This window comes from Exiguobacterium sp. SL-9, assembly GCF_004336985.1.
GTDB lineage: Bacteria > Bacillota > Bacilli > Exiguobacteriales > Exiguobacteriaceae > Exiguobacterium.
On the sequence record NZ_SJUO01000002.1, the window covers coordinates 345,934 to 367,761 of the forward strand.

The 21,828-nt window shown below is 51.2% G+C and carries 25 protein-coding genes; 8 read left to right on the forward strand and 17 right to left on the reverse strand.

All coding sequences use genetic code 11. The features are described 5' to 3' along the window. Positions 1-29 precede the first annotated feature (29 nt). Genes ytpR through EVJ34_RS06255 form a run of 3 tightly spaced genes read right to left on the reverse strand, consistent with a single transcriptional unit; the run spans position 30 to position 1,807 of the window. A complete protein-coding gene (gene ytpR / locus EVJ34_RS06245; RefSeq protein ID WP_201739924.1) occupies positions 30-650 on the reverse strand; it encodes a YtpR family tRNA-binding protein in 621 nt (206 codons plus the stop codon). A 48-nt stretch (positions 651-698) separates the two neighbouring features. Continuing rightward, entirely contained in the window at positions 699-1,490 is a 792-nt protein-coding gene (locus tag EVJ34_RS06250) for a DUF1444 family protein (protein WP_131484983.1), read from the reverse strand. 5 nt (positions 1,491-1,495) lie between these two features. Next, positions 1,496-1,807, reverse strand: coding sequence for a thioredoxin family protein (locus EVJ34_RS06255; RefSeq protein WP_131484984.1), 312 nt, complete (start codon positions 1,805-1,807; stop codon positions 1,496-1,498). A 113-nt stretch (positions 1,808-1,920) separates the two neighbouring features. Between EVJ34_RS06255 and EVJ34_RS06260 the strand changes: the two genes are divergently transcribed. Then, entirely contained in the window at positions 1,921-2,253 is a 333-nt protein-coding gene (locus tag EVJ34_RS06260) for a hypothetical protein (protein ID WP_131437105.1), read from the forward strand. A 49-nt stretch (positions 2,254-2,302) separates the two neighbouring features. Here the strand turns inward: EVJ34_RS06260 and EVJ34_RS06265 are convergent, their stop codons facing one another. Together EVJ34_RS06265 and EVJ34_RS06270 are read right to left on the reverse strand one after the other, a co-directional pair. Beyond that, complete coding sequence (locus EVJ34_RS06265) at positions 2,303-3,319, reverse strand: PTS sugar transporter subunit IIC (protein WP_131484985.1); 1,017 nt, start codon at positions 3,317-3,319, stop codon at positions 2,303-2,305. 126 nt (positions 3,320-3,445) lie between these two features. Then, positions 3,446-4,519 (reverse strand): M42 family metallopeptidase, encoded by a 1,074-nt coding sequence (locus EVJ34_RS06270; protein WP_131484986.1) that lies wholly within the window; start codon positions 4,517-4,519, stop codon positions 3,446-3,448. 136 nt (positions 4,520-4,655) lie between these two features. On the opposite strand from EVJ34_RS06270, the gene EVJ34_RS06275 reads away from it, so the two are divergent. The 4 genes from EVJ34_RS06275 to dhaM all read left to right on the forward strand — a co-directional run bounded on the left by EVJ34_RS06275 (position 4,656) and on the right by dhaM (position 7,015). Beyond that, positions 4,656-4,958, forward strand: coding sequence for a PepSY domain-containing protein (locus tag EVJ34_RS06275; RefSeq protein WP_021065576.1), 303 nt, complete (start codon positions 4,656-4,658; stop codon positions 4,956-4,958). A 103-nt stretch (positions 4,959-5,061) separates the two neighbouring features. Then, positions 5,062-6,039: a dihydroxyacetone kinase subunit DhaK gene (dhaK, locus tag EVJ34_RS06280; RefSeq protein ID WP_131437100.1), complete on the forward strand. Its 978-nt coding sequence runs from the start codon at positions 5,062-5,064 to the stop codon at positions 6,037-6,039. A gap of 24 nt (positions 6,040-6,063) precedes the next feature. Further along, complete coding sequence (dhaL, locus tag EVJ34_RS06285) at positions 6,064-6,654, forward strand: dihydroxyacetone kinase subunit DhaL (protein ID WP_131484987.1); 591 nt, start codon at positions 6,064-6,066, stop codon at positions 6,652-6,654. Further along, the gene (gene dhaM, locus EVJ34_RS06290; protein ID WP_368665987.1) at positions 6,647-7,015 is read left to right on the forward strand and encodes a dihydroxyacetone kinase phosphoryl donor subunit DhaM; all 369 of its coding nucleotides are present in this window, start codon (positions 6,647-6,649) and stop codon (positions 7,013-7,015) included. Before dhaL ends, dhaM begins: the two co-directional genes overlap by 8 nt. A 24-nt stretch (positions 7,016-7,039) precedes the next feature. Here the strand turns inward: dhaM and EVJ34_RS06295 are convergent, their stop codons facing one another. After that, complete coding sequence (locus EVJ34_RS06295; protein ID WP_236634604.1) at positions 7,040-7,549, reverse strand: hypothetical protein; 510 nt, start codon at positions 7,547-7,549, stop codon at positions 7,040-7,042. A gap of 105 nt (positions 7,550-7,654) precedes the next feature. Beyond that, positions 7,655-8,302, reverse strand: a complete 648-nt coding sequence (gene trmB, locus EVJ34_RS06300; RefSeq protein WP_131437094.1) for a tRNA (guanosine(46)-N7)-methyltransferase TrmB — start codon at positions 8,300-8,302, stop codon at positions 7,655-7,657. 135 nt (positions 8,303-8,437) lie between these two features. Between trmB and cydS the strand changes: the two genes are divergently transcribed. Next, positions 8,438-8,548 (forward strand): cytochrome bd oxidase small subunit CydS family protein, encoded by a 111-nt coding sequence (cydS, locus tag EVJ34_RS16035; protein WP_021065570.1) that lies wholly within the window; start codon positions 8,438-8,440, stop codon positions 8,546-8,548. Positions 8,549-8,593: 45 nt separating this feature from the next. On the opposite strand, the gene EVJ34_RS06305 is transcribed toward cydS, so the two are convergent. Genes EVJ34_RS06305 through pepV form a run of 6 tightly spaced genes read right to left on the reverse strand, consistent with a single transcriptional unit; the run spans position 8,594 to position 15,612 of the window. Then, positions 8,594-9,388, reverse strand: coding sequence for a phosphotransferase family protein (locus tag EVJ34_RS06305; RefSeq protein ID WP_255417508.1), 795 nt, complete (start codon positions 9,386-9,388; stop codon positions 8,594-8,596). 50 nt (positions 9,389-9,438) lie between these two features. Next, entirely contained in the window at positions 9,439-11,604 is a 2,166-nt protein-coding gene (gene pulA / locus EVJ34_RS06310; protein ID WP_201739925.1) for a type I pullulanase, read from the reverse strand. 21 nt (positions 11,605-11,625) lie between these two features. Next, positions 11,626-12,465, reverse strand: coding sequence for an NERD domain-containing protein (locus EVJ34_RS06315; RefSeq protein ID WP_131484989.1), 840 nt, complete (start codon positions 12,463-12,465; stop codon positions 11,626-11,628). After that, positions 12,435-13,010, reverse strand: a complete 576-nt coding sequence (gene thpR / locus EVJ34_RS06320; RefSeq protein WP_131484990.1) for an RNA 2',3'-cyclic phosphodiesterase — start codon at positions 13,008-13,010, stop codon at positions 12,435-12,437. Before thpR ends, EVJ34_RS06315 begins: the two co-directional genes overlap by 31 nt. Positions 13,011-13,015: 5 nt before the next feature. Continuing rightward, a complete protein-coding gene (locus EVJ34_RS06325; protein WP_201739926.1) occupies positions 13,016-14,167 on the reverse strand; it encodes an MFS transporter in 1,152 nt (383 codons plus the stop codon). A gap of 59 nt (positions 14,168-14,226) precedes the next feature. Further along, positions 14,227-15,612: a dipeptidase PepV gene (gene pepV / locus EVJ34_RS06330; RefSeq protein ID WP_131437084.1), complete on the reverse strand. Its 1,386-nt coding sequence runs from the start codon at positions 15,610-15,612 to the stop codon at positions 14,227-14,229. A gap of 306 nt (positions 15,613-15,918) precedes the next feature. Between pepV and EVJ34_RS06335 the strand changes: the two genes are divergently transcribed. Further along, positions 15,919-16,140, forward strand: coding sequence for a DeoR family transcriptional regulator (locus EVJ34_RS06335; protein WP_081637897.1), 222 nt, complete (start codon positions 15,919-15,921; stop codon positions 16,138-16,140). A gap of 84 nt (positions 16,141-16,224) precedes the next feature. Here EVJ34_RS06335 and EVJ34_RS06340 read toward each other — a convergent pair whose 3' ends face one another. Then, positions 16,225-16,935: a pseudouridine synthase gene (locus EVJ34_RS06340; RefSeq protein ID WP_131484992.1), complete on the reverse strand. Its 711-nt coding sequence runs from the start codon at positions 16,933-16,935 to the stop codon at positions 16,225-16,227. After that, complete coding sequence (locus tag EVJ34_RS06345) at positions 16,935-18,632, reverse strand: putative polysaccharide biosynthesis protein (protein WP_131484993.1); 1,698 nt, start codon at positions 18,630-18,632, stop codon at positions 16,935-16,937. The genes EVJ34_RS06340 and EVJ34_RS06345 overlap by 1 nt, the downstream gene beginning before the upstream one ends. A gap of 128 nt (positions 18,633-18,760) precedes the next feature. Here EVJ34_RS06345 and EVJ34_RS06350 point away from each other — a divergent pair, with 128 nt between their 5' ends. Continuing rightward, on the forward strand, positions 18,761-20,026 hold the full coding sequence (locus tag EVJ34_RS06350) for a BaiN/RdsA family NAD(P)/FAD-dependent oxidoreductase (RefSeq protein ID WP_131484994.1): 1,266 nt from the start codon (positions 18,761-18,763) through the stop codon (positions 20,024-20,026). Between the two features lie 140 nt (positions 20,027-20,166). Here the strand turns inward: EVJ34_RS06350 and EVJ34_RS06355 are convergent, their stop codons facing one another. Continuing rightward, on the reverse strand, positions 20,167-21,072 hold the full coding sequence (locus EVJ34_RS06355; RefSeq protein ID WP_236636655.1) for a DUF2268 domain-containing putative Zn-dependent protease: 906 nt from the start codon (positions 21,070-21,072) through the stop codon (positions 20,167-20,169). A gap of 232 nt (positions 21,073-21,304) precedes the next feature. Then, on the reverse strand, positions 21,305-21,814 hold the full coding sequence (locus tag EVJ34_RS06360; RefSeq protein ID WP_131484996.1) for a pyrophosphohydrolase domain-containing protein: 510 nt from the start codon (positions 21,812-21,814) through the stop codon (positions 21,305-21,307). Between the last annotated feature and the right edge of the window lie 14 nt (positions 21,815-21,828).

Below are 21,828 nucleotides of genomic sequence, written 5' to 3' on the forward strand. Positions count from 1 at the left end.
AATCCTATTTAGCAAAAAATCGGTCGAATTTAGCGACCGATTTCAAATGCTTTCCCTACTTCATATTCGTCATCTAATACGAGAATCCCTTTTTCTTGCGGTGCGTCAGGTAAGTTCAATTCTCGAGCTGAACAGATCATGCCGTGTGAACGTTCGCCCCGTAACTTCGATGGCCGTATGATCAAACCGGACGGCATGACCGCTCCTGGTTTCGCGACGACGACTTTTTGGCCGGCCGCTACGTTCGGCGCGCCACAGACGATTTGGACATCACCTTGATCGGTCTCGACTTGGCAAATCGATAACTTGTCCGCATCAGGGTGCTTCTCGGCTTCCTTGACGTAACCGACGACGAATTTCGGGGTGAAGTCCACGCCCGACAACTCGGCTTCGATATTTTGTTTGCGCAAGATGACGCCGAGCGTCTCAATCAACTCAGCTGTCAACTCGACCGGTCCGTGCCAATCGCTGACGTCAAAATAGTTACTCGCGTTGAACACGTTGTAACCATTGACTTTGCCCGTCGCCGATTTGACGATGGCGACATCATCTTTCCGTTCAACGACTTGGTGGTGGCGATCACCTTCTCTTAACAAGACCATGAGGACATCGCCGATTCCTTCACGGTTATAAAAAGCATTAATTTGCATACGTAAAAACGCCCCTTCTTTCAAACTAGACACAAATAGTTTAGCAGATTATGCGTCCGTTGGTGGGTTCTTTTTTCCGACAATGAAAATTGGTTCGAGAACGCCGTCCTCATAATGGAATGAAAGAGCCGTCACCGGGATCCGCCCATTCGTGAAAAAGTCGAACATGAGCTGTTGCATCGCATCATAACCTTGGTCGTTGCGGATGTCCGCGATAATCATCACGTCCTGATGCGGCACCCCAACAAGCATATCGCCTTCGATGCGACGCTCCATGACCCGCAAAAACTCGTCATTTAAAAGGCGTGACGCTTCATAGCCGTCCCGAGCTGCCAGGAAATAGAACGTATTCCCGGCCACAGTGTCTTCTTTTAAATCGGTCGGCAACTTTTTGACGTTGTCCCGTGCCAATTCGTCGAGACGACTCAAAGGCATCCCGCCCAAGTGCCGCTCTTCGATCAACCGGTAGCCGTTTCCCAAATCGAGCGCGTAAAAGATTGCCGTCTCGGCTGTATGCGGGGTCATCGCGAGTGCTTCCCCACGTTTCGTCTCTGTTGAGAACGAGGCCGAACGGATGACCGGGTAGATGTTCGCTTCATTGCCAGCGATCGTGACCGTATCGTCGGCCGTGAGCGCCGTCTTGATATAGTCGACGACCTCGTCGATCGCGACTTCCCCCCGTACTTTCGTTTTCGCTACGAGCGGAGCGAGACGGATGTTGACACCGAATCGATCCGCTGACCGTTCGATGCGCAACACCTCATTCTCCCTGTCATATGAGGTCCGGTACCCTTCGGTGAACCGGCGTTCGAGATGGCGTCGTAACTCATTTCGTTCCATCTAGATCACCCTAACCCGTGAAGGAAGGCCTCGACTTGCTCAGGCGTCTTCCGCTCACGTCCGACATAACGATCGACTTCCTGACCACCGTTGAAGGCGACGAAACTTGGAATCCCGAAAATATCAAGTTCTTGCGCGAGTTCCATCCATTCGTCACGGTCGACATAGTAGAACGTCCAAGCTTCGAACTTCGCTTCGATTTCTGGCATGAACGGATCGAGGAAACGACAGTCACCGCACCATGTCGCTGAGAACATCAAGATGCTCTTCCCTTGTTTCGCTTCTGTATACTCGTTCATCGTTGTCAATTGTTTCATGTTCACCACTCCTGTTCTTTTTTCCCCATTCATGATAGCATAAGTCCGTTGTCACATTCCGCTCTCATGTTTGATGATCTCGAGAGCGAAGATTACGTGAAAAAGGTGAAGTCATGACAAAATGGACACGTGAACAGTTGAATCCAGAAATGAAACACCCGCTCGAGCAACTCGTCGGCGTCATCGGCATGCTGGCTATTCTGCGCTACGGCTACTTGTTCATCGATACGGACAAGACACGAAGCGAGATATTAGTATGGCTCGTAGTCGGGTTTGCTATGATTTACATACTAGAACGGGTCTTCAAGCGTCTCGTTCGTGCCTTGCCGATTGTTCGCAAACGATTTTTAATCCCCATCTACGCCGTCTTGCTCTTCTTATTTTTGGCGAGCTTCCGCGTTCCCCGCGAAACTGTCGACATCGTCCGACAGCTTTTCGGTTGGTGAACTGAAGAGAGCGTCCCGCTTATACGCCGGGACGCTCTCTTTCGTATGTTCAATATTCGATTTTCATATCGTTCGGGCGAATCCGGTTCATCCGGACCAACACTTGATAGACGGCATAGCTGAGTACAGCCGGGCCGACGATTAAAAAGCCGAGGACGACGAGGAACATATGCCAACTGAAGCCCATCGTCTCGAGCATGACAATCGGACCAACAAGACCGCTCGTCCCCATCCCGGCACCTGCCGCGACGCTTTCGAGCTCAAACAACAGAATCGCGATCGGGGCGAGGACGGCACCGGCAACGGTCGGCGGCAACAAGATCCACGGATTTTTAACGATATTGCCGACTTGGAGCATCGATGTACCAATCCCTTGGGCGATAGCGCCGCCAATACCGTTGTCCCGATAACTCGTAATGGCGAAACCGATCATTTGGGCGGCACATCCTACCGTCGCCGCACCTGCCGCAATCCCACTCAATCCGAGCATGAGGGCGATGGCCGCACTCGAGATTGGTGCCGTGAGCGCGAGCCCCATGAGCGTCGCGACGACGACACCCATGAACAACGGCTGTTGTTCCGTGCCCCACTCAATCCACGTCCCGAGCTGTGTCATGAACAAGCCGACGTACTTACCGATGTAGGTCGCACTCAAATAACCGATGGCAATGGTCGTGAACGGCGTGACCAAAATATCAAGTTTCGTCGATTTCGAGACCAGTTTGGAGACCTCGACAGCGAGCAACGTCGCCACATAACTGCCGGCTGGTCCGAACTCGTAACCGAACGCCCCAACGACGAGCGCCGAGAACAAGATGAGCGGTGGCGCCTGAAGCGCATAGGCGATTGCAATCCCGATGGCAGGACCGGTCAATCCGATGGCCACATCACCAATCTCGATCAGCGTCGTTCCAAATCCGGACAGACTCGTCTCGAGCAGCTGCCCTCCGGCCGTCTTCATGATTAAGCCGATGATGAGGGTGCTGAATAATCCGAGTGCCATATAACTGAGCGCCGTCACGAAATATAGTGACGGACTGAGCGTGATCCCTTTTTTCTTTAACATGGAAGTCCCTCTTTCCTGTCTTGTCAGTCGTAAAGTTTCTGTCTTCACACTTTTATCAGTATAAGTGTTTCTCGGAAAAATTCAACATGAAAAAACGCCACTACACGAGTGACGTTCTTTCAACCATTAGCGTGAAGCCCGAAGCGTCTCCATCGTCGAGCGATCAAGTCGTTTGACGAGCGCCTTCAGGAGCGCTTTCGCCGCATCATAATCGTCCGTATGCAGAATCGAGGCATGCGTATGGATGTAACGTGCCGCAACGCCAATCACTGCTGTCGGGACCCCTTCCCCGCTCATATGAATTCGGCCTGCATCCGTTCCACCTGGTGAGACGAAATATTGTGTTTTGATTTTTTCATCAGACGCCGTGTCGAGTAAGAAGTCACGCATCTCGGGAGACATGACCATGACCCGGTCAAGGATCCGGATTAGCGCCCCTTCCCCTAGTTGACCGAACTCCGTCTTATTGCCAGACGCATCGTTGGCCGGTGACGCGTCGAGTACGAGCGCGACATCCGGACGAATCATCTCGGCTGCCGTTTGCGCTCCCCGGAGACCGACTTCTTCTTGAACGGTCGCCCCAGAGAACAAGATGTTCGGATGATCGGCTTTTGTCGTCTCTTCAAGCAACTCGACCGCAAGACCAACCCCGTAGCGGTTATCCCATGCTTTGGCCATAATCTTTTTCGGATGTTTGAGCGGCGTGAACTCGCTCGTTGGCACTGCGGGAAGACCAGGACGCACGCCCCATGATTCGGCCTCTTCTTTCGTGTCGGCGCCGATGTCGATAAACATCTGTTTCATATCCATCGGTTTACTCATCGCGTCCGGTCCGAGCAAGTGCGGCGGTGTCGATGCGACGACGCCTGGAATCAACCCATCATTCGTCACGATATCAAATCGCTGTGCCATGAGCACTTGGCTCCACCATCCGCCGAGCGGCTGTATGTAAAGCATCCCGTTTTCCGTGATTCGCGTGACCATAAACGCGACTTCATCCATATGTCCGGCGACCATGATACGTGGTCCCGACTCGTCTCCGACCCGTTTCCCAAAGATCGAGCCGATGCCGTCTGTCATGACCTCATCGACGTGCGGTGTGATTCGGTCGCGAACAAACTGACGGACCTGTGATTCAAATCCAGGCGCGCCCGGAAGCTCTGTCAACGTCTTAAATAAATCTCTCGTTTTTTGTTCCATTTTCATCCATCCCTTCAACCGTTCTTGTTTCATTATATACAGAACTTTTCGGCAGATGCGAATGGTTTTCTTTCCAATGGGGTACAGGTTTTGGTACGATGTACATGATAGCCATAGTTCAAGGGGAGGTAGTCATATGAAGAAAAGGTATTGGTTAGTTGGGATCGGGGTTGCCATCGCAGCCGCACTTATGACGAAAAAAGTGTTAGATGAACGAAGCTTATCGGCCGAGGACGCACTCGAGTACACGAAACGGGCATTCTCAGCCAAAGGTCACGTTCAAGGCGCATGGATTTCGGCATCACCCGAGATTTATACGTATGACGGACGTGAGTATGACGTCTTTAAAGGCGGCATTTCGGTTCTCGAGAACGATGAAGAGAAGACGTACCAATTCACGGTCGATTCAGAGACTGGCGCTTTACTTGAATATGCATGAGATGGAGTCGGCGATGACATTCGCCGACTTTTTTGTTTAATTTGGGCAAAAGAGTGGAAAATTGAATATGGTACTTTTTAAACTCAAAAAGGAGTGATCCCACGTGAAGAAACTGATCGGTGAAGCAAACGAACTCGTGTCACAAATGGTCGAAGGAATGGTCCATGCCCATCCTGAACTGTACGGTCGTGTGGAAGGATTCAACGTCATCTGTCGTGCTGACGGGGCTAAGTCTGGAAAAGTCGGACTTGTCTCGGGTGGAGGCAGTGGTCACGAACCAGCCCACGCCGGTTATGTAGGTGACGGAATGCTTGATGCTGCCGTGTGCGGTGAAGTGTTCACGTCCCCGACCCCGGACATGGTGCTCGAAGGCATCAAAGCTGCCGACGGAGGAAACGGGGTGTTACTCGTCGTCAAAAACTATGCGGGTGACGTCATGAACTTTGAACTCGCCGCCGAACTTGCGGACGCTGAAGGAATCAAAGTCGACCATGTCGTCGTCGCCGATGATGTCGCTATTGCGAATAAGGAAGATCGTCGCGGTGTCGCCGGAACCGTGTTCGTGCACAAGATTGCGGGTGCGGCCGCAGCGAGCGGGAAATCACTTCCCGAAGTGAAAGCGCTTGCGGAAAAAGTCGCCGCCAATGTACGCTCGATGGGAATGGCCGTCGAACCGTGTTATATGCCAGTGAGTGGGAAACCAGGTTTCGACTTGAATGAGGAAGAGATGGAAATCGGGATTGGAATCCACGGTGAGCGTGGCGTCGAACGGAAACCGACGACGAACGTCGATGCGATCGTAGATGATTTGCTCGACCACTTGAAAAAAGAAGTGAGTCCTGGCGAAGTCGCTGTCATGGTCAACGGCATGGGCGGTACGCCGTTATCCGAACTGTACGTGACGTACCACTTCGTCGCGAAAAAATTGGAAGCTGCCGGCTACAAATTGAAACGGAAATACGTCGGTAACTATATGACGGCACTCGAGATGCACGGCTTCTCGATCACCCTGCTGCCGCTTGATGAAGAGATGACGGGCTATCTCGATGCACCGTCGTCAGCACTCGGTTTCAAACTCTAATCCATCAAATGAGGTGTTTATGCAATGTTGACAATTGAAGGATTCAAGCAAGCATTACGACAGGCCCAATCAGAGATTGAGGCGAACAAAGATACACTGACTGACCTCGACCGCGCCATCGGCGACGGGGACCATGGAATCAACATGTCGCGAGGTTTTGAAGCAGTTCTGACCGTGCTCGATGACGACTATGTCACACTTGGGGACTTGAGCAAAAAAGTCGGAATGACGCTCATGTCAAAAGTGGGTGGCGCAGCGGGACCGCTGTACGGATCGGCATTTGTCAAGGCAGCGCCTAAATTCGGTGACGCGACCGAAGCTGATTTCACGCTCGTCAAAGAAGCGCTTCTCGAGGCGTCGTCAGCGATCAAAGCTCGCGGAAAATCTGAAGCCGGCCAAAAGACAATGGTCGATGTGTGGGAACCGTTCTTGAGCGACTTGAACGAGTCGGACGACTTTGACACGAAACTCGATCAACTCGTCAGTGCGACCGAGGATATGGTCGCCACGAAAGGACGGGCATCTTATTTCGGTGAGAACTCACGTGGCACGGTCGACCCGGGTGCACTCTCAAGTTCCATCGTGTTGAAAGCGATCATGAAGGAGGTTGAGTGACATCGTAGAACTCATCATCGTCTCCCATAGCGCCAAGATTGCTGAAGGAATCCAAGATTTGATGAAAGAAATGGCTCCGACCGTCCCGATTCATTTAGCGAGCGGGCTCGAGGACGGGAGCATCGGGACCGACGTGACCCGCATCCTCGAGGCAATCGAGGTCGTCGACAAAGAAGCGCTTATCTTGTCCGATATCGGTTCAGCCACGATGAACGCTGAACTCGCCGTCGATATGTATGAAGGCGATAAAACGATTCAGTTCTATGACGGACCAATCGTCGAGAGCGCCTTCGTCGCTTCCGTTTCATCCGGTAATGGAATGGACGTCGCTCAAATCATCGAGCAATTGAAGATGGCATAAAAAAAGAGCCTCGCGGCTCTTTTTTTAACGTGGGTTATCGTTTTTCTCGTAAATCGGGTTCATGTACTCGGTCGTCGAGTAGAAACGTGGCACGACAACAAACAAGATCACGGCCGGCACTGCGATCAACAAAAGCAAGATCAAGACAGGCAACCAGTAGACAACTTTTTGTCCGAGCATGTCGATGTTTGCGTCTGAGAATTCAGTCGCACCTTCCACTTCAGCAAGATCAGCTGTCGCGAGGATTTTGTTGTCCGTCGCGTCGTAGTAATGGAACTCAGTCTTACGCGTGATGAAGATCCCGTCACGAATCGTATCCAATTCTACAACCGCTGCGATGACTTCGTTGCCATTCGAGTGACGGAGCGTCTCCTCTTTTACGATTTCAGCCGTTCCTTCTTTGTAATCATAGTGCGTGGCTTTCAAGTCCTCTTCAAGGGCGTCCAAGAACGCCTCGTTCGCCGAGGTATTAAGTGGTGCGATTGTTAGAATGAAGATTAGTGCAAGCAGGCTTGCCCATGCTTTTTTCAACATCCCCATGTTCCCCCTTCTCTAATTCCAGTTTAGCGTCATTCCTATTGTACCAAGAAGAAAGAAAAAAGTGTGAAGAAAATGCTATTAAAATAAGAAAAAAGCGTGTCAAATTTTCGGGCGGAACGCGGCCTCCATCCGATAAATCGGTTGTCCCATGGCGCTGAAGCGCTCTTCATACTCGGTCCGGACATTATCCGCAGGTTCATTTACATGAAGATCAAGTGAAATATCTGTGAAGTACATGCCGTATTGGCTCATACTTTCGAGCGAATATTCAAATAGCCCCCGGTTATCCGTCTTAAAGTGAATTTCACCTCCGCGCGGCAAGACAGCCTCGTATGTAGCGAGGAACGTTTTATACGTCAATCGACGTTTCGCATGTCGTGTCTTCGGCCATGGGTCTGAGAAGTTCAAATAGACGCGATCGACCTCGCCAGCCTCAAAATAGTCGACGAGTTGCTTCGCGTCAACGGTCAAGACGCGAACGTTTGGCATCGGCGTCTCGACGAGCTTTTGCACGATCGATACGGCGACACTCTCAAATAACTCGATGGCGATAAAATTGACGTCCGGAAATTGTTTGGCCATACCTAAGATGAATTGCCCTTTTCCCGACCCGACTTCGATAAAGAGCGGATGGTCGTTCCCGAATTCTGCTTTCCAGTTCCCTTTCAACGTTTCGGGATGAGTGATAAAGACGTGTTCTTGAGCCTGCATATAATCTTTGGCCCACGGTTTGTGACGTAAACGCATGTTTTTCCTACCTTTCGTTCAAGAAATGTTCAAGTTTCTGCTGACTAGCCGCTTCACGCGAGCAGTCCCCTTGCGATTATACACGAAATCATTGTTTAATGAATGTGAATCATCCCTCACAAGGAGGTTATATCGATGAGCACGTTGGATCAATTTTTAATCTTTTACGCGGCCCCACTCACTTTCTTCGGCGCCGTCATCGCCACGTTCGTTTGGGCGTACTTCATGAAACCTGATGATGTCTAATGCATATGGAAAGGGATGGCTCACCCTCGTGACCCATCCCTTTTTTCATTGTGTCCGCTCATCTGCCTCATCAAGCAGTTCACGGAGCACGGTCAATCCTTCTGCCCGGGCGATGCCGTTCTGTTCTCCATACAAAGTAAGAACCGTCTGGGCGATCGCATACCAATGCATCCGGTAATGGAGCTCGGATGTGTAACGGATGCCGTAATGGCTGAACCACATCTCCCAGTCCGCCTCATCGACATAACTGTAGACGACCATCGCCAAATCAAAGGCGCGATCAGCAATGATCGCATCATCCCAATCGGTCAAATATAACAGGCCCGTCTCGTCCTCAATCCAATTATTATGGTTCAAGTCCGAGTGGCAGACGACCAGTTCACGTTCGTCATCGATTGGTTGATGGGTGGTCAGCCAACGGACCGCCTCATCGATTGTCACGTCCGCCTCGTCTTGCTCATAGGCGGCACATTGCCGAAGCAATAACGTCGACGTGACCGGTGTATGATTCAACTGCTGCAGCATGAATAATAGCTCTTTCGAATGATGAATCTTCCCAAGCTGTGCCGCCACATCAGACCGTTTCATATCAGTTGGTGATAGCTCACGACCTTCGATGAACTGTTGGGCACTGAGGACGTCACCGTTGAACATCCGTTTCGTCCACAGCAATTTAGGGACGATGCCTTCGGCGGAAAGAATGGCTAGAAACGGAGACGAGTTCCGTTTGACAAAAATTTTCTGTTGGCGCGTCGTCGCTACGTACGCTTCGCCTGTAATTCCACCTGCGGAAGCCACCGTCCACTCTTCACCGAGCGCACCGATTATATCTGAATACATATTCATCACGCTCAAATCTCATTAAGAATTACAAAGATACAATCACCATATTAACACGCGATAATCGTCATTGACAACGACTCGACTTGAATCTCGCTCGGATTTCGTGCAATCGGGACAAGGCTCGCCGTTTCCCCTTGCACGAAGACGTTCCAGCCCCCATCGGCGTGAAACGTCACGTCACCGAACGTTCCGTTCAAATAGACACGGACACGTTGCCACGCGTCATAGGAATGACTCGCCGTCAACTCATAAGCAATCACCCCAGGCGGCGACGGAAGAAACTTGAACTGCTCCACGACTTTCTGTCTAGTATCATAGCGGAAACACGTATGACGGCGCCGCAATTTTAACAACGTCTTCACGAATTCGACTTCATGCTGTCGCTCGTCCCGCAAATCCCAATCAAAGTGATTAATTCGGTCTGGTGCGTTGTAACTGTTCTCAACGCCTTGTTTCGTTCGCCCGAACTCTTGACCGGCATGGAGAAACGGAACGCCTTGTGACGTGATGACAATCGCTGTGGCGAACCGCTGCATCCGTAACCTGACCGCCTCGTCCATTTCCTCACACGATAAGAGTAATTTATCGTACGTCGTATAATTGTCATGCGCTTCGACGTAGTTGATTGTGTACTGCGGACTCGGGAAACGACCGACCGTGACGTTCGGGATTTGAACCGCTCCCGTGATGCACTCGCGAAGTTCCCATTCCCGCCATTCGTTACCGGAGACAAACCCGCGCTCGCGGTCATTAAACGTCGACCCCTTTAGCGCATCCCGCATCATGTCATTGAAGTGACCGATTCGGGGCATAAAGGCGGCGTTATGCGACGAGGCTTTTAACGACGGGCTGAGCGGTGTCGCCAAATCCCATCCTTCCCCATAAATCAAAATCGAACGGTCGATTTTATCGAGTGAAGCCCGGACTTGATTCATCGTCTCGACATCATGGATGCCCATCAAATCGAAACGAAAGCCGTCAACGTGATACGTTTCGGCAAAGAACGTCACACAATCGACGATCATCCGCCGCATCATGTACCGTTCCGAGGCCGTGTCATTCCCAACCCCAGTGCCGTTCGCAACCGTGCCGTCATGTTCATAACGGAAATAATAGTATGGGACGAGCGCCTCGAGCGACGATTGTTCACGGATGAAGATATGGTTCATGACGACATCGACGACGACACGCATGCCGTGATGATGCAGTTCATCAACCATATGCGCGTATTCCAAAATCCTTGATAACGGTTCGGCTGGATCCGAGGCATAGCTCCCCTCGAGACCGAACCAATGAATCGGGTCGTACCCCCAATTATACGGCATCCGGGTCGCTTCATCGACGCTGCCGAAATCATGGACCGGCAACAGTTGTACATGGGTGACCCCGAGCTCTTTCAAATAATCGAAGCCGGCACTGTTCTCGCCTCTCGTCTTCACCCCGGTCTCGACGATGCTACCATACAAGCCACGCATTCGACTCAGCGAAGACGGATGGCTCGTGAAGTCCCGAATGTTCAGTTCATAGATGACCGCATCCGTCGCTTTCCGAAGCGGCGGGCGTTCCGTCGGATGGACGTGCAAGGCGACGTGTGCCTCGACATCGATCAATACGCCAAATTCGCCATTCAAGCTGACGGCTTTCGCGTAAGGATCGACGACCTCATTCGTTTCGACCGGCGTCTTGACGTATAGTCGATAGTAATGACCTTCGTAAAACCGTGGCACATCGGCATGCCAGACACCGCGCCCCTCCCGCGACATACGGAAACGCTCGATTTCACGATGTGTGCTCGAATCGTGAATGACGAGCCAAATCGAGAATGCCACTGGTGACCAAACGTACGCCTCAATCGAGTGCTCGGAAAAAGCGAGGCCGAGTGGTCCATCGTAGGCATAACGACGTTCGAACTCGTCCGTATGCACGATTTCGCGAGGCACGACGACAATCGTTTTATAGCCAGGGTGAAATACAGTGTAAACCGCTTCTAGCGTGACTGGTCGCGCCAACTGGATATCTCGCTCAATCGTCCCGGTCTCTGTCGTCCATTCATTGAGCACCACGTAGTCGACCGGTCGACCGTTCTGTTCAATGTGTACGGGAACGGACGCAAATTCAGCGATGACTTCCAGTCGAATCGTCTCGAACGAGAGTAAAGAAGCCCGTTCAATCGTCACATGTGACGTCGTTTGCTGCTCTGGTGTGTGATGCATACGCGTTCCATCCTCTCCTACCTACTGGTCCAAAAATTGTCGAAACGGCATCTGGGCTGTCGCATCTAGTAGTTTCGCCACATCTCGAATTTGTTGGGCTTTCACGATCGGAGCCCTCGTATTTACTTGCTTCATCCACTTCTCGTAATCAGAACGGGAAATGAACTGCGTCGAGCTTGTCTCAGGCACATGATCGAAATAGCCTTCTGGGGCCACCGTCACTTTTTGAATGACACCGGCAAAAGACGGAAGAAACTGTCGAACGATTTCTTCAGTGCGCGTCAAGGCAATGAGCGGATTGACTACACGTTTATTTTCCCCTTTGAGCGGTTGATGAATCCAAGTCTTCTGTTTTGAGACGTGATAGATGCTCCGATCCCCGTCGAGCCATTCGACCAAATACAGATGTGTCGGTCCGATGATGAGATGACTCAGTTCGACTGTCGCCCCGTTCCATTCCACGACCGGACGATACATGAAGAAATGCTGGTCGTTCCATTCGACCATCATCTTACGATAACCATACTCACGCAGAAACGGCAAGAACGGCATATCCGTCTCGGTCGCCCCTTCACATGCGAACTGTAACTTCTGAATGTGACGCCGGTTCGTAAGCAGCGTCTGGAACTGAGACTCCGAGAGCGGGGTCGGTTCGAGCTCGATGCGTTCCGTGCGTCGCCAAAATTTCCACCATGGGTTTTCAAACTCCATGACCTCGGGTGGGTTCAATCGATTGGACTCATGCAGGCGGCGCATACGGGCAACATCAGATTCGACATATTCTTGGAATCGATTGAACTGATCGAGCATGTTTCGTTCATATTTAGATGTCACGTCAAAAATTTTAATCGGGATCGCCATGTGTCCTCCTCTGACCGCTGTAACGGAAATACTTCAACTGCCTCATAGGCAGGGGTGTGGTTCGGATGAATTCGATAAAGGATGACGGCTTCAATCGCTTCTTCGATGTTGAACGCCGGGGGGATGTACGGAATTCTCGTTCCGGTGTCCCACTTCTTCGCAAGCGTGACGTGCGGGACGAACGGTTTCCGATCGAGTGATGCAATCTCCTCCGACAACTTGCGTCGAAGCGTCCCGGTGAGTGTCGTCAAGTCTACGGACGGATTCGGAACGATCGTCAGCACACGAGGACGATCCGGTCTCCCGAAGTGATCAATTTGTGCGAACGTCAGTGAAAATGGAGCTGTCACTTCCGTCACGTCACGAGTGACTTCTTTAACCGCCTCGACTTCATCATCGTCCAACGCACCGAGAAACTGAAGCGTCATATGAAATTCTCCAGGCCGATACGTCCGGCGGTACGAATAAAACGGCAAGATGTCCCGTTGGATGCGCTCGACCTGTGCGTCCTCGATCGGGAGTGCCAAAAAATAGTGCGTCGACATCTACATCATCCTTTCACGCGAAACCGTCTCAGCCCAAAAAAGAGGACCGATCCTATGACACTGACCAATGTGTACATCCAAAATACACCGATGATGCTGTTATATTCAATAATAAATCCACTGAGCAAGTTGAAACCAGCCGTTGCCAGTCCCGAAGTGATGGCCATATAGACACCGATTGCCGTCGAGACAACGTTCCGACTGACGAGACTGCGGACGAACTGAAGCGCGACCGGAATCAATAATCCGACGACGAGCCCTTGGACGATGGCAAGGATCCAGACGACCCAAATCGGTGGCTCGAGCGCCAACCAACCGTTGCGCAGCGCCGAGATCAAAGCTGCACCCGCAAGGACGTTGACCGTTCCGAGACGTGAGACGATTTGATACGCCACTTTCATGAACGGGATCTCGAACAATACAGCGACGAGGAACAACGTCCCGACGAGCGTCGTCGAGCCCCCGATACTCGTCACATAAATCCCGAAGTAATAGTTGTTTGCATAAATCGGTCCGAAGACGAGCATGCCTCCGATTAAAAAGGCGATGAACGGACCGTTCCAGACGGCCGACCATTGGAATGGTGCCGTCGTGTGCACTTGCTTCGGTTCCTGTTCAGAGACGCTCCGCACGAATAACGTACCGATTGCCAATATGACCGCGCTGAGTAAAAACGTACTCGCGAGGCCCCACGTCGTGTCCGAAATCCGACCCATCACGAACACGGCGATGGCAAACCCAGCCGACCCGAACAGACGAATCGCCCCGTAGTCGATTTTGGCCCGGGCTGTATACTCGAGCGTCATCATGTCGACGAGCGGGATATGGGCGCATTGGAAGACGGACCAGACGACCATCAATAAGACGATCCATACATATGATGTCGCGAACAAGAACGTCAGCGACAAAGCGGCGGCCCCGAGCATCGCAACGATGAGCCAAGCTCGAACGCGTCCGGTCCGGTCCGCAAGCATGCCCCACAGCGGCTGCACCCCGATTGAAAGGATTGGCATGATGGCGACAATCGTCCCGACCTGACCCGGGGACAAATCAAAGCGTGCCTGTGAGAAGAAGAGTGCCATGTAAGGAATAAGAGCTCCTTGAGCGAAGAAAATCGCGACGTAAATCGATTGAAACGATACTTTTTGTTGGTTCACAATATACTTCCTTCCTAACAGACAGAGAGCCGACCAAATCAGTCAGCTCTCACAGGTTATTATTTAGCGAGCTCATAAATCGCTTCGGCATAAATCGCTGCAGCGCGAAGCAAATCTTCAATTTCCATGTATTCGTCGACTTGGTGCGCAACATCTTTTGCCCCCGGGAACAATGCCCCGAACGCGACGCCGGCTTCGAGCGAACGGGCATACGTCCCACCACCGATGGCCATCAAGTCTGCCGATTCTCCGGTCTGGCGCTCATAGACATCCGCCAACGTTTTGACGAGTGGATGATCTTCAGCCACGTGGTGCGGCGGCATATGGTGACGTGTCGACAGTTCGAATCCGAACGACAAGGCAATCTCTTTCAAGCTTTGCAATCGCTCTTCAAACTTCGCAGTATACGGGTAACGAATATTGACCGTCGCTGTCCGTTCATCGCCTTCATAGCGGAACACGCCTCCGTTGATCGTCAAGTCCCCGGTTTCATCGGTCGCTTCAATCCCGAGCGAGATCCCTCGTGAATCAGCGAAGACGTGGCGGATGAACTCGATGTAGCGCTCCCCTTGAATGTCGAGCGGAAGCGCGAGTAAGAAACCGGCTAACACGTAGGCGGCGTTCACTCCGTTGTCCGGCTCCATCGCGTGCGCGGCGACCCCTTTCATCGTGAACGTATACGTCCCCGCGTCCCATGTGCAGGTCCCATCCGCTTCATACTTTTCAAGATACGCCTCAAACTTTTCTTCAAGTACGTCGTCTGTCTTGAGCACTGCCGTAGCGAAATCCGGGACCATGTTCGGACGTTCTCCGCTTACGAACGAAACCAAATGATATTTCGCCCCTGGTACACGTTGAATCGGGAGTTGTTTCAAGACACCATCGTATAAGCCCTTTTCCGCATTGATAATCGGGAAATCGGCGTCCGGTGCGAAGCCATAGGTCGGCATCGCTTCTTGTTTAAAGTATTCACGGACACAACGCCACTCGCTCTCCTCGTCGCAACCGGCGATCAGACGGACCCGTTTCGACAACGGCAATCCGAGTTCTTTCACAATACGCAATCCGTAATAAGCGGCCATCGTCGGACCCTTATCGTCATTACTGCCACGGGCGAACAGTTTTCCGTCCGCGATTGTCGGATTGAACGCCCCATACGTCCAACCATCTCCAGCCGGCACCACATCTAGATGACAGAGAATCCCGACAATTTCTTCGCCTGAACCGTACTCTAAATGTCCGGCATAGCCTCTGACGTCTTTCGTCACGAACCCGTCACGCTCTCCTAGTGCGAACATGTAATCGAGGGCACGACGGACTTCAGGACCAAACGGCTCGTTCGGTCCTGCCTTGGCTTCATCAAGGACGCTCGGAATTTGTAACAACCCTTTTAAATCTTCTAAAAACGCATCTGTTCGCGCGTCGACTTCTTGTCTCCAATTCATCTTAATCTCCCCTTTGCGAATGTTCTCTCCCTTATTAGTATATCCAAATGTTAGAAAGACGAACATTCATTTCGAAAATATTTTTTCGTTCGTCTTTTGATCGTTTCGACACTTGTTTACATGATATTCATTCGATATTTACGTTCGTAACATGTTCTTTACATTTTGATTGTTCGTTCTTTTCACTTGCAATTCTATTTGAGAGCGGTATACTAAAGGTGTAATTTTAGAAAATAACAATTTCATATTTTATTTGTCGTCCGTAGGTTTTGTCTTTCATCATTCTACGCATTGGGAGGTCATCCAATGAAAGGTTCAACAGATCGTATGCTAACCCGCATCAAGTCCATTTATTTGTTCATTAACGAAAGGGAATGCGTCACCACTTCAGAACTAGTAGAGGAGTTCGGGATCACGTCACGCACCGTACAGCGTGATTTGAACGTTCTTGAATACAACAATCTGGTTGAAAGTCCGAGTCGGGGCACGTGGACGTCATCGAAACGTTCGCTCAAGACGGCAAATTGAATAACAAGTTACAAAGGGATTCCGTACATGGGTCCCTTTTTTTGCACCCAAAAAGGCACGTGTCGGCTGACACGTGCCTTTGCTTCATGTGAAGAACAAGTCGATTTCCTCTTCGCTCAACTCACGGTATGCACCCGATTCAAGCGTCGGGTCAAGCTCAAGCGCGCCGATTTGAACACGTTCAAGACGTTCGACGTGTTTTCCGACCGCCGCGACCATCCGTTTCACTTGATGGTACTTTCCTTCTGAGAGCGTCAAGCGAATGGTCGAACGACGACCCGATTTGCTGAGCAATTCAAGTCGTGCCGGTTTCGTCGTGTAGCCGTCCTCGAGTTCGACACCTTCGGCGAAATGACGGATATCATCCGCTGTCATCTCACCATCGACTTCGGCGATATATACTTTATCGACATGTTTACGAGGTGACATGAGCGCATGATTGAACGCCCCATCGTTCGTGAGCAGCAACAGTCCGGTCGTATCCTTGTCGAGACGACCGACCGGGAACAAGTCATAATGGGCATACGACGGATCGATCAAGTCGATGACCGTCGATTCGACTTTGTCCTCGGTCGCACTGATGACACCTGCCGGCTTGTTCATCATCAAGTAGACGAACGGTTTATATTCGACGACCTCACCTTGCACGGTCACACGTTCGGTTTCCAAATTGATTTGTCGTTTCGCATCTTTGACGGGCTGATCATCGATACGGACGACCCCTTGTTTTAGTAAAATCTTGACGTCTTTACGCGAACCGTATCCCATGTTCGCCAATAATTTATCAATTCGCATTATGCTTTCCTCCGATAGTGGAATCGTTTCCCTAGTAGTTTTCCGGCCAAATGACTTCTCCAACCGAGATAGCCGTACACAACGAGGCCGATTCCGAAACCGACGATCGTAGCCAATATATCGTTCCCCCAGCTCGGTTCATCTTGGAGCGTGATGAACAATGATCCGTATACCGCGATAAACATCGCTCCACCCATGGCAAACATGAGCATCGTCCGACGCAACAATTGTTTATACGGGAATTGTAGCGTCCGTTGAATTTTCCATACCATGAGAATGATGGCGACGATATAACCGGCAATCGTCGCATATCCGGCGCCGATGCCGCCGAGAGCATACACGAACGGCACGTTGAGCACCGCTTTCGTGATGAGCCCCATCGCCGTCGCAAAGATCGTGAAATATTGACGGTTGATTCCTTGAAGGATGGCCGCTGCCACCGAATAATAGGCGAGGAAGAACGCACTCGGCGCATAGTGGAGCAAGTAGACCCACCCTTCCCGGTCACCCGGGAACAACGTCCCGAACAATGGTTCAGAGAGCGCGACCAAGCCGATGACCGCCGGAATCGTGACAAAGAACGACACTTGGAAAATGTGGTTCACTTGATTCCGGACCTTATTCATATCGCCGTGTGTGAACGACTTCGTCACGAGCGGGATCGTCGCCATCGACACACTTGCCGCGATCGACACCGGAATCAGGACGATCTTATGGGCGTTCCCGGTCAAGAAACCGAACGCGGACGTCGCTTCGGCGACCGACTTGCCAGAATTGAGCAACGTGTTGACCATCGTCAACTGGTCGACGAACTGATAGAGCGGTGTCGACAAGCCGACCATGACAATTGGAATCGAGTAGCTGAGCAACTCGAGCAACAGTGACTTCATCGAACGGACCGGTGTGCCGGCTGGATTGTCCGTTTGACGATGGATATCTTTCCGTTTCCGCCAATACATGGCGAGCACGACGATACTTCCGATCGCACCGATAAAGGCGCTGAATGTCGCAATCGTCACGGCGAGCACTTTCAAACCGTTCAACTCGGTCGTCGCCACGGCAGCAGTCCCACCTAGCGAGTCAGCGAGCGGACGAATGAGTGCAGAGTCGGAGAAGACGAACAAGACGAGCATCGCCCCGCTGAGCAGGAACATGATGCGGACGATCTGTTCGATGACTTGAGAGATGGCCGTCGGAGCCATGTCTTGATGTCCTTGGAAATAGCCGCGCACCATACTCATCGCCGGGATGAGCAGGAGCGCAAAACTGACGCTACGCGTGACGAGCGTCAGCGAGTCGATGTACTGCTGATTGTTCTCCGAGTTGCGGACCATCAGTTCCGATAACCACGGTGCTGAGAAGAAAAGTAATAAAAAAGCGACGACTCCGGTCACGAGCATCAGCTTCATCCCTTGGCGGAACAAGCGCTGACTCGTGCCATATTCGCCGAGCGCGTTATACTTGGCGATGAATTTCGAGACGGCCACGGGAATCCCCGCCGTCGAAATGGCGATCATGAGCGCATAATAGGTGTACGCCGCCTGATAGAGCGTGACACCGGCAATCCCGACCATCGCTTGGAACGGGAACGTATAGAGCAGTCCGAGCGCACGTGAAATCAAATTCCCGGCTGACAGGAGCAGCGTGCCTTTGACGAAGGACTCTCGTCCTGAATCTTGTTTGACGCTTGATGACATGAGATACCTCCATCTATTGTTTCACAACTAATGTACCTAATTTTACAAAACGACCGTTTCTCATTATACTCTTACTGTTGCAGATAATAAAGTTACGAATTTGATTTGACAGAGAAACGAGGGATACCATGATAAAAGATGTAATCGTCATCGGAGGAGGTCCAAGTGGCCTGATGGCGACCTACGCCGCCGCCAAAGCCGGAGCAAACACGCTCCTGATTGATAAAGGTTCGAAGCTCGGGCGCAAGCTCGCCATCTCTGGCGGCGGGCGCTGTAACGTGACGAACCGTAAACCCGTCGACGAGTTGATTCAATTCATTCCGGGGAACGGACGCTTTTTATATAGCGCCCTCGCCCAGTTCGACAACCAGTCGATTATCGACTTGTTCACCGGGTTCGGCATCCCGTTAAAAGAGGAAGACAACGGCCGAATGTTCCCCGTGACGGATAAAGCGCAAGACGTCGTTAACACACTCCTCGGCGCCATCGACCAACTCGGTGTCGAGATTCGCAAAAACGCGAAAGTAAAGACGCTCCATTTTAATGAAGCAAATGAGTTCGAAGCGGTCGAACTCGAGGATGGGGAGCGAATCGAGGCAGGCGCCTGCGTCATCGCCGTCGGCGGCCAATCCGTCCCGCACACCGGCTCGACCGGGGACGGGTATCCGTGGGCCGAGAAAGCCGGACACACGATTACCGAGCTGTTCCCGACCGAGGTGCCGATCTTATTGAACGATGCGTTCATCGGTACGAAACAGCTACAAGGGCTATCGCTCCGTGACGTGGCACTCACCGTTCACGGCAAAAAAGGCAAGCCGATCAAAACACACCGTGGTGATATGATATTCACGCACTACGGCATCTCGGGCCCGATTGCCCTCCGTTGCAGCCAGTATACAATCAAAGAACGCAAACGCAGCAAAGAGCGTGTCGTCGCCCTCTCACTCGACTTGTTCCCGGACATGGCCCGTGACGAGCTGTATCAAGCGCTCTGGAACCAAGTGCAAGACCAACCGAAGCGGGCCGTCAAGAACGTCTGGAAAGGGTTCATCCCGGAACGGATGCTCGACCTGCTGCTGGCCGACCTCGATTTCGGCGAAGAGGATGCGAGCCAACTGAAAAAACAATCGGTCATCGATTTCGCGACACGATTGAAGACGTTCGAGTTGCACGCGACCGGGACGCTCGATTTTGATAAGGCGTTCGTCACGGGCGGTGGCGTCTCCGTCAAAGAGATCGCGCCGCAGACGATGATGTCGAAAAAAGCGGGCGGCCTGTTCTTCGCTGGCGAAGTACTCGACATCCACGGTTATACAGGCGGCTATAACATCACGGCGGCTTTCACGACCGGACACTGTGCCGGGTCGCACGCCGCTGATTTTGCCACACAGTAATCTACCTTCTTGAAATGGTTCTCGAATAACAGGTGAGGCGAAAGGTCGATTCGATTGTTAAATCCGAATCAATCTACAACACCAACAAAAGGCTTGAACCTGAATCATACAGGTTCAAGCCTTTTGTTATCACTTCCTCGTTAATCTGTCTTCTCGATTATCTCTTGATATTTATATCCTTCTAAAATCACTTCGTCTTCTTGGAACGTCCATTCGGGAATCGAGAGGTCTGGATTTGCTTCTAAATACTGCGTGAGAATGTCTCGCCCTAATATATATTTACTCCAACGCGGGATATCTTTATAGTGATTCCCAACCATAAAATCATACAGAGACGTCTCACCGTCGTCCACTCGGCTCGCGATATATTTCATCGTCGACTCATCGGTTTCCACATTCCACGGGGGAGAGACGCCTTTGACGATTCGATCTGCAAACGCGTCGGCTTTCCCTTCGATGATGGCAGCCTCGAGATTCGAATCGAGCCGGTATTTGTTTTGATCACGAAGAATGAGATGATGATACTCATGCGCCACTGTATAAGCTAACACGTCTTTATCGAAATCTGCATCGATAAACAAGATGATGGCGTCTTGATCTATCATGCCGCTCACGCCTTTTAGTGGTACACTATCATGATAAAATTCAGGATTGTACGGTGCAATAAACACCGTACTTTTCTTCTTAGGAAGAATCTGATTTGAATCCGTGTAGGTCGTTGTAATGATTTCTTCAATCTCGTCATAGCGCTCAATTAACTCATCCACTTGCTTCAGCAATTGTTGCTTATGTGGTGTCGGCTGCAGCGGAAAGTACGTTTTGATGAGAGAAGTATCAACATCTGTTTCCGCTCCGATTTCCCCGATGGTATCGAGTACATGTTTCTTGAAGTGTTGATGATTCTCTTCAGCGTCACTCGTCTCAAGCGATGCGTTCAAGTAGCGTTGGTATGCTGTATAGAGCGGGACGATATGTAATTCATTCTCTTCATTGATATTCACTGTTTCGATTGACACTTCAGGCTCTGTTTTTTTCGATCCGGCCACTTTCTCATCATCATTACATGCTGCTAACAACAGGATTGGCATGCAACATAAAAACAAAATTATTGTTTTCAGCTAAATGACCTCCATTTTTAAAGGTTTATATGTAAAATTATACCTTAAATCCTTTTTTTTAGCTCACTTAGCCTTTTCCATTTATATAAAATGTCAGAAAACCTTAAACGGCTTGACCCCTGTCGGATGCAGGAATCAAGCCGTCTTATAATTGTCTTCTTTATTTTGCCGCGATTTGACGACGTACCTCTTTCTCGAGCTCTGGCTCGGGTGGCAACCACCCTTCCGGCTTCATGACTTTATTGTCCGACGCCCGGAGAATCGGCTTGCCGTCCGGACCGAGCTTCGCCATATTGGCGCGCTGTACAATCTCGAACAACGGCACTGGATCGAGCCCGAGCTCGACGAAACTGCCCATCACGAAATAGAGGGCGTCCGTGAGCGCATCACCTTGTCCGACGAGACGCTCGACGTCATTTGTCGGCGGTGCGTCTTGGAGTGATTTTTGAACAGCCTGTTCGAATCCTTGTTGGAACGTCGCGACGGCTTGCAGGAACTCTTCCTCATTCCGGGCCGATTGGTGTAAAAATTCGACGACGGCTTCTTCTGCCGTCCAAACCGAACGTTTGACGGCACGGTCTAATTCGAGCGGCTGTGGTACACTCGCTTCCGGATGTCCGAACGTCTCATGGAACTGGCGAACTTGTTCATAAAAATAGCGTTTGCTCATCTGATCCTCTCCTA

What these genes read in the sequence shown, in the direction of transcription:
- ytpR (WP_201739924.1), bottom strand. Translation starts at nt 650, where the DNA reads ATGCAAATTAATGCTTTTTATAACCGTGAAGGAATCGGCGATGTCCTC.
- EVJ34_RS06250 (WP_131484983.1), bottom strand. Translation starts at nt 1,490, where the DNA reads ATGGAACGAAATGAGTTACGACGCCATCTCGAACGCCGGTTCACCGAA.
- EVJ34_RS06255 (WP_131484984.1), bottom strand. Translation starts at nt 1,807, where the DNA reads ATGAAACAATTGACAACGATGAACGAGTATACAGAAGCGAAACAAGGG.
- EVJ34_RS06260 (WP_131437105.1), top strand. Translation starts at nt 1,921, where the DNA reads ATGACAAAATGGACACGTGAACAGTTGAATCCAGAAATGAAACACCCG.
- EVJ34_RS06265 (WP_131484985.1), bottom strand. Translation starts at nt 3,319, where the DNA reads ATGTTAAAGAAAAAAGGGATCACGCTCAGTCCGTCACTATATTTCGTG.
- EVJ34_RS06270 (WP_131484986.1), bottom strand. Translation starts at nt 4,519, where the DNA reads ATGGAACAAAAAACGAGAGATTTATTTAAGACGTTGACAGAGCTTCCG.
- EVJ34_RS06275 (WP_021065576.1), top strand. Translation starts at nt 4,656, where the DNA reads ATGAAGAAAAGGTATTGGTTAGTTGGGATCGGGGTTGCCATCGCAGCC.
- dhaL (WP_131484987.1), top strand. Translation starts at nt 6,064, where the DNA reads ATGTTGACAATTGAAGGATTCAAGCAAGCATTACGACAGGCCCAATCA.
- EVJ34_RS06295 (WP_236634604.1), bottom strand. Translation starts at nt 7,549, where the DNA reads ATGTTGAAAAAAGCATGGGCAAGCCTGCTTGCACTAATCTTCATTCTA.
- trmB (WP_131437094.1), bottom strand. Translation starts at nt 8,302, where the DNA reads ATGCGTTTACGTCACAAACCGTGGGCCAAAGATTATATGCAGGCTCAA.
- cydS (WP_021065570.1), top strand. Translation starts at nt 8,438, where the DNA reads ATGAGCACGTTGGATCAATTTTTAATCTTTTACGCGGCCCCACTCACT.
- EVJ34_RS06305 (WP_255417508.1), bottom strand. Translation starts at nt 9,388, where the DNA reads ATGTATTCAGATATAATCGGTGCGCTCGGTGAAGAGTGGACGGTGGCT.
- pulA (WP_201739925.1), bottom strand. Translation starts at nt 11,604, where the DNA reads ATGCATCACACACCAGAGCAGCAAACGACGTCACATGTGACGATTGAA.
- EVJ34_RS06315 (WP_131484989.1), bottom strand. Translation starts at nt 12,465, where the DNA reads ATGGCGATCCCGATTAAAATTTTTGACGTGACATCTAAATATGAACGA.
- thpR (WP_131484990.1), bottom strand. Translation starts at nt 13,010, where the DNA reads ATGTCGACGCACTATTTTTTGGCACTCCCGATCGAGGACGCACAGGTC.
- pepV (WP_131437084.1), bottom strand. Translation starts at nt 15,612, where the DNA reads ATGAATTGGAGACAAGAAGTCGACGCGCGAACAGATGCGTTTTTAGAA.
- EVJ34_RS06335 (WP_081637897.1), top strand. Translation starts at nt 15,919, where the DNA reads ATGAAAGGTTCAACAGATCGTATGCTAACCCGCATCAAGTCCATTTAT.
- EVJ34_RS06340 (WP_131484992.1), bottom strand. Translation starts at nt 16,935, where the DNA reads ATGCGAATTGATAAATTATTGGCGAACATGGGATACGGTTCGCGTAAA.
- EVJ34_RS06345 (WP_131484993.1), bottom strand. Translation starts at nt 18,632, where the DNA reads ATGTCATCAAGCGTCAAACAAGATTCAGGACGAGAGTCCTTCGTCAAA.
- EVJ34_RS06350 (WP_131484994.1), top strand. Translation starts at nt 18,761, where the DNA reads ATGATAAAAGATGTAATCGTCATCGGAGGAGGTCCAAGTGGCCTGATG.
- EVJ34_RS06360 (WP_131484996.1), bottom strand. Translation starts at nt 21,814, where the DNA reads ATGAGCAAACGCTATTTTTATGAACAAGTTCGCCAGTTCCATGAGACG.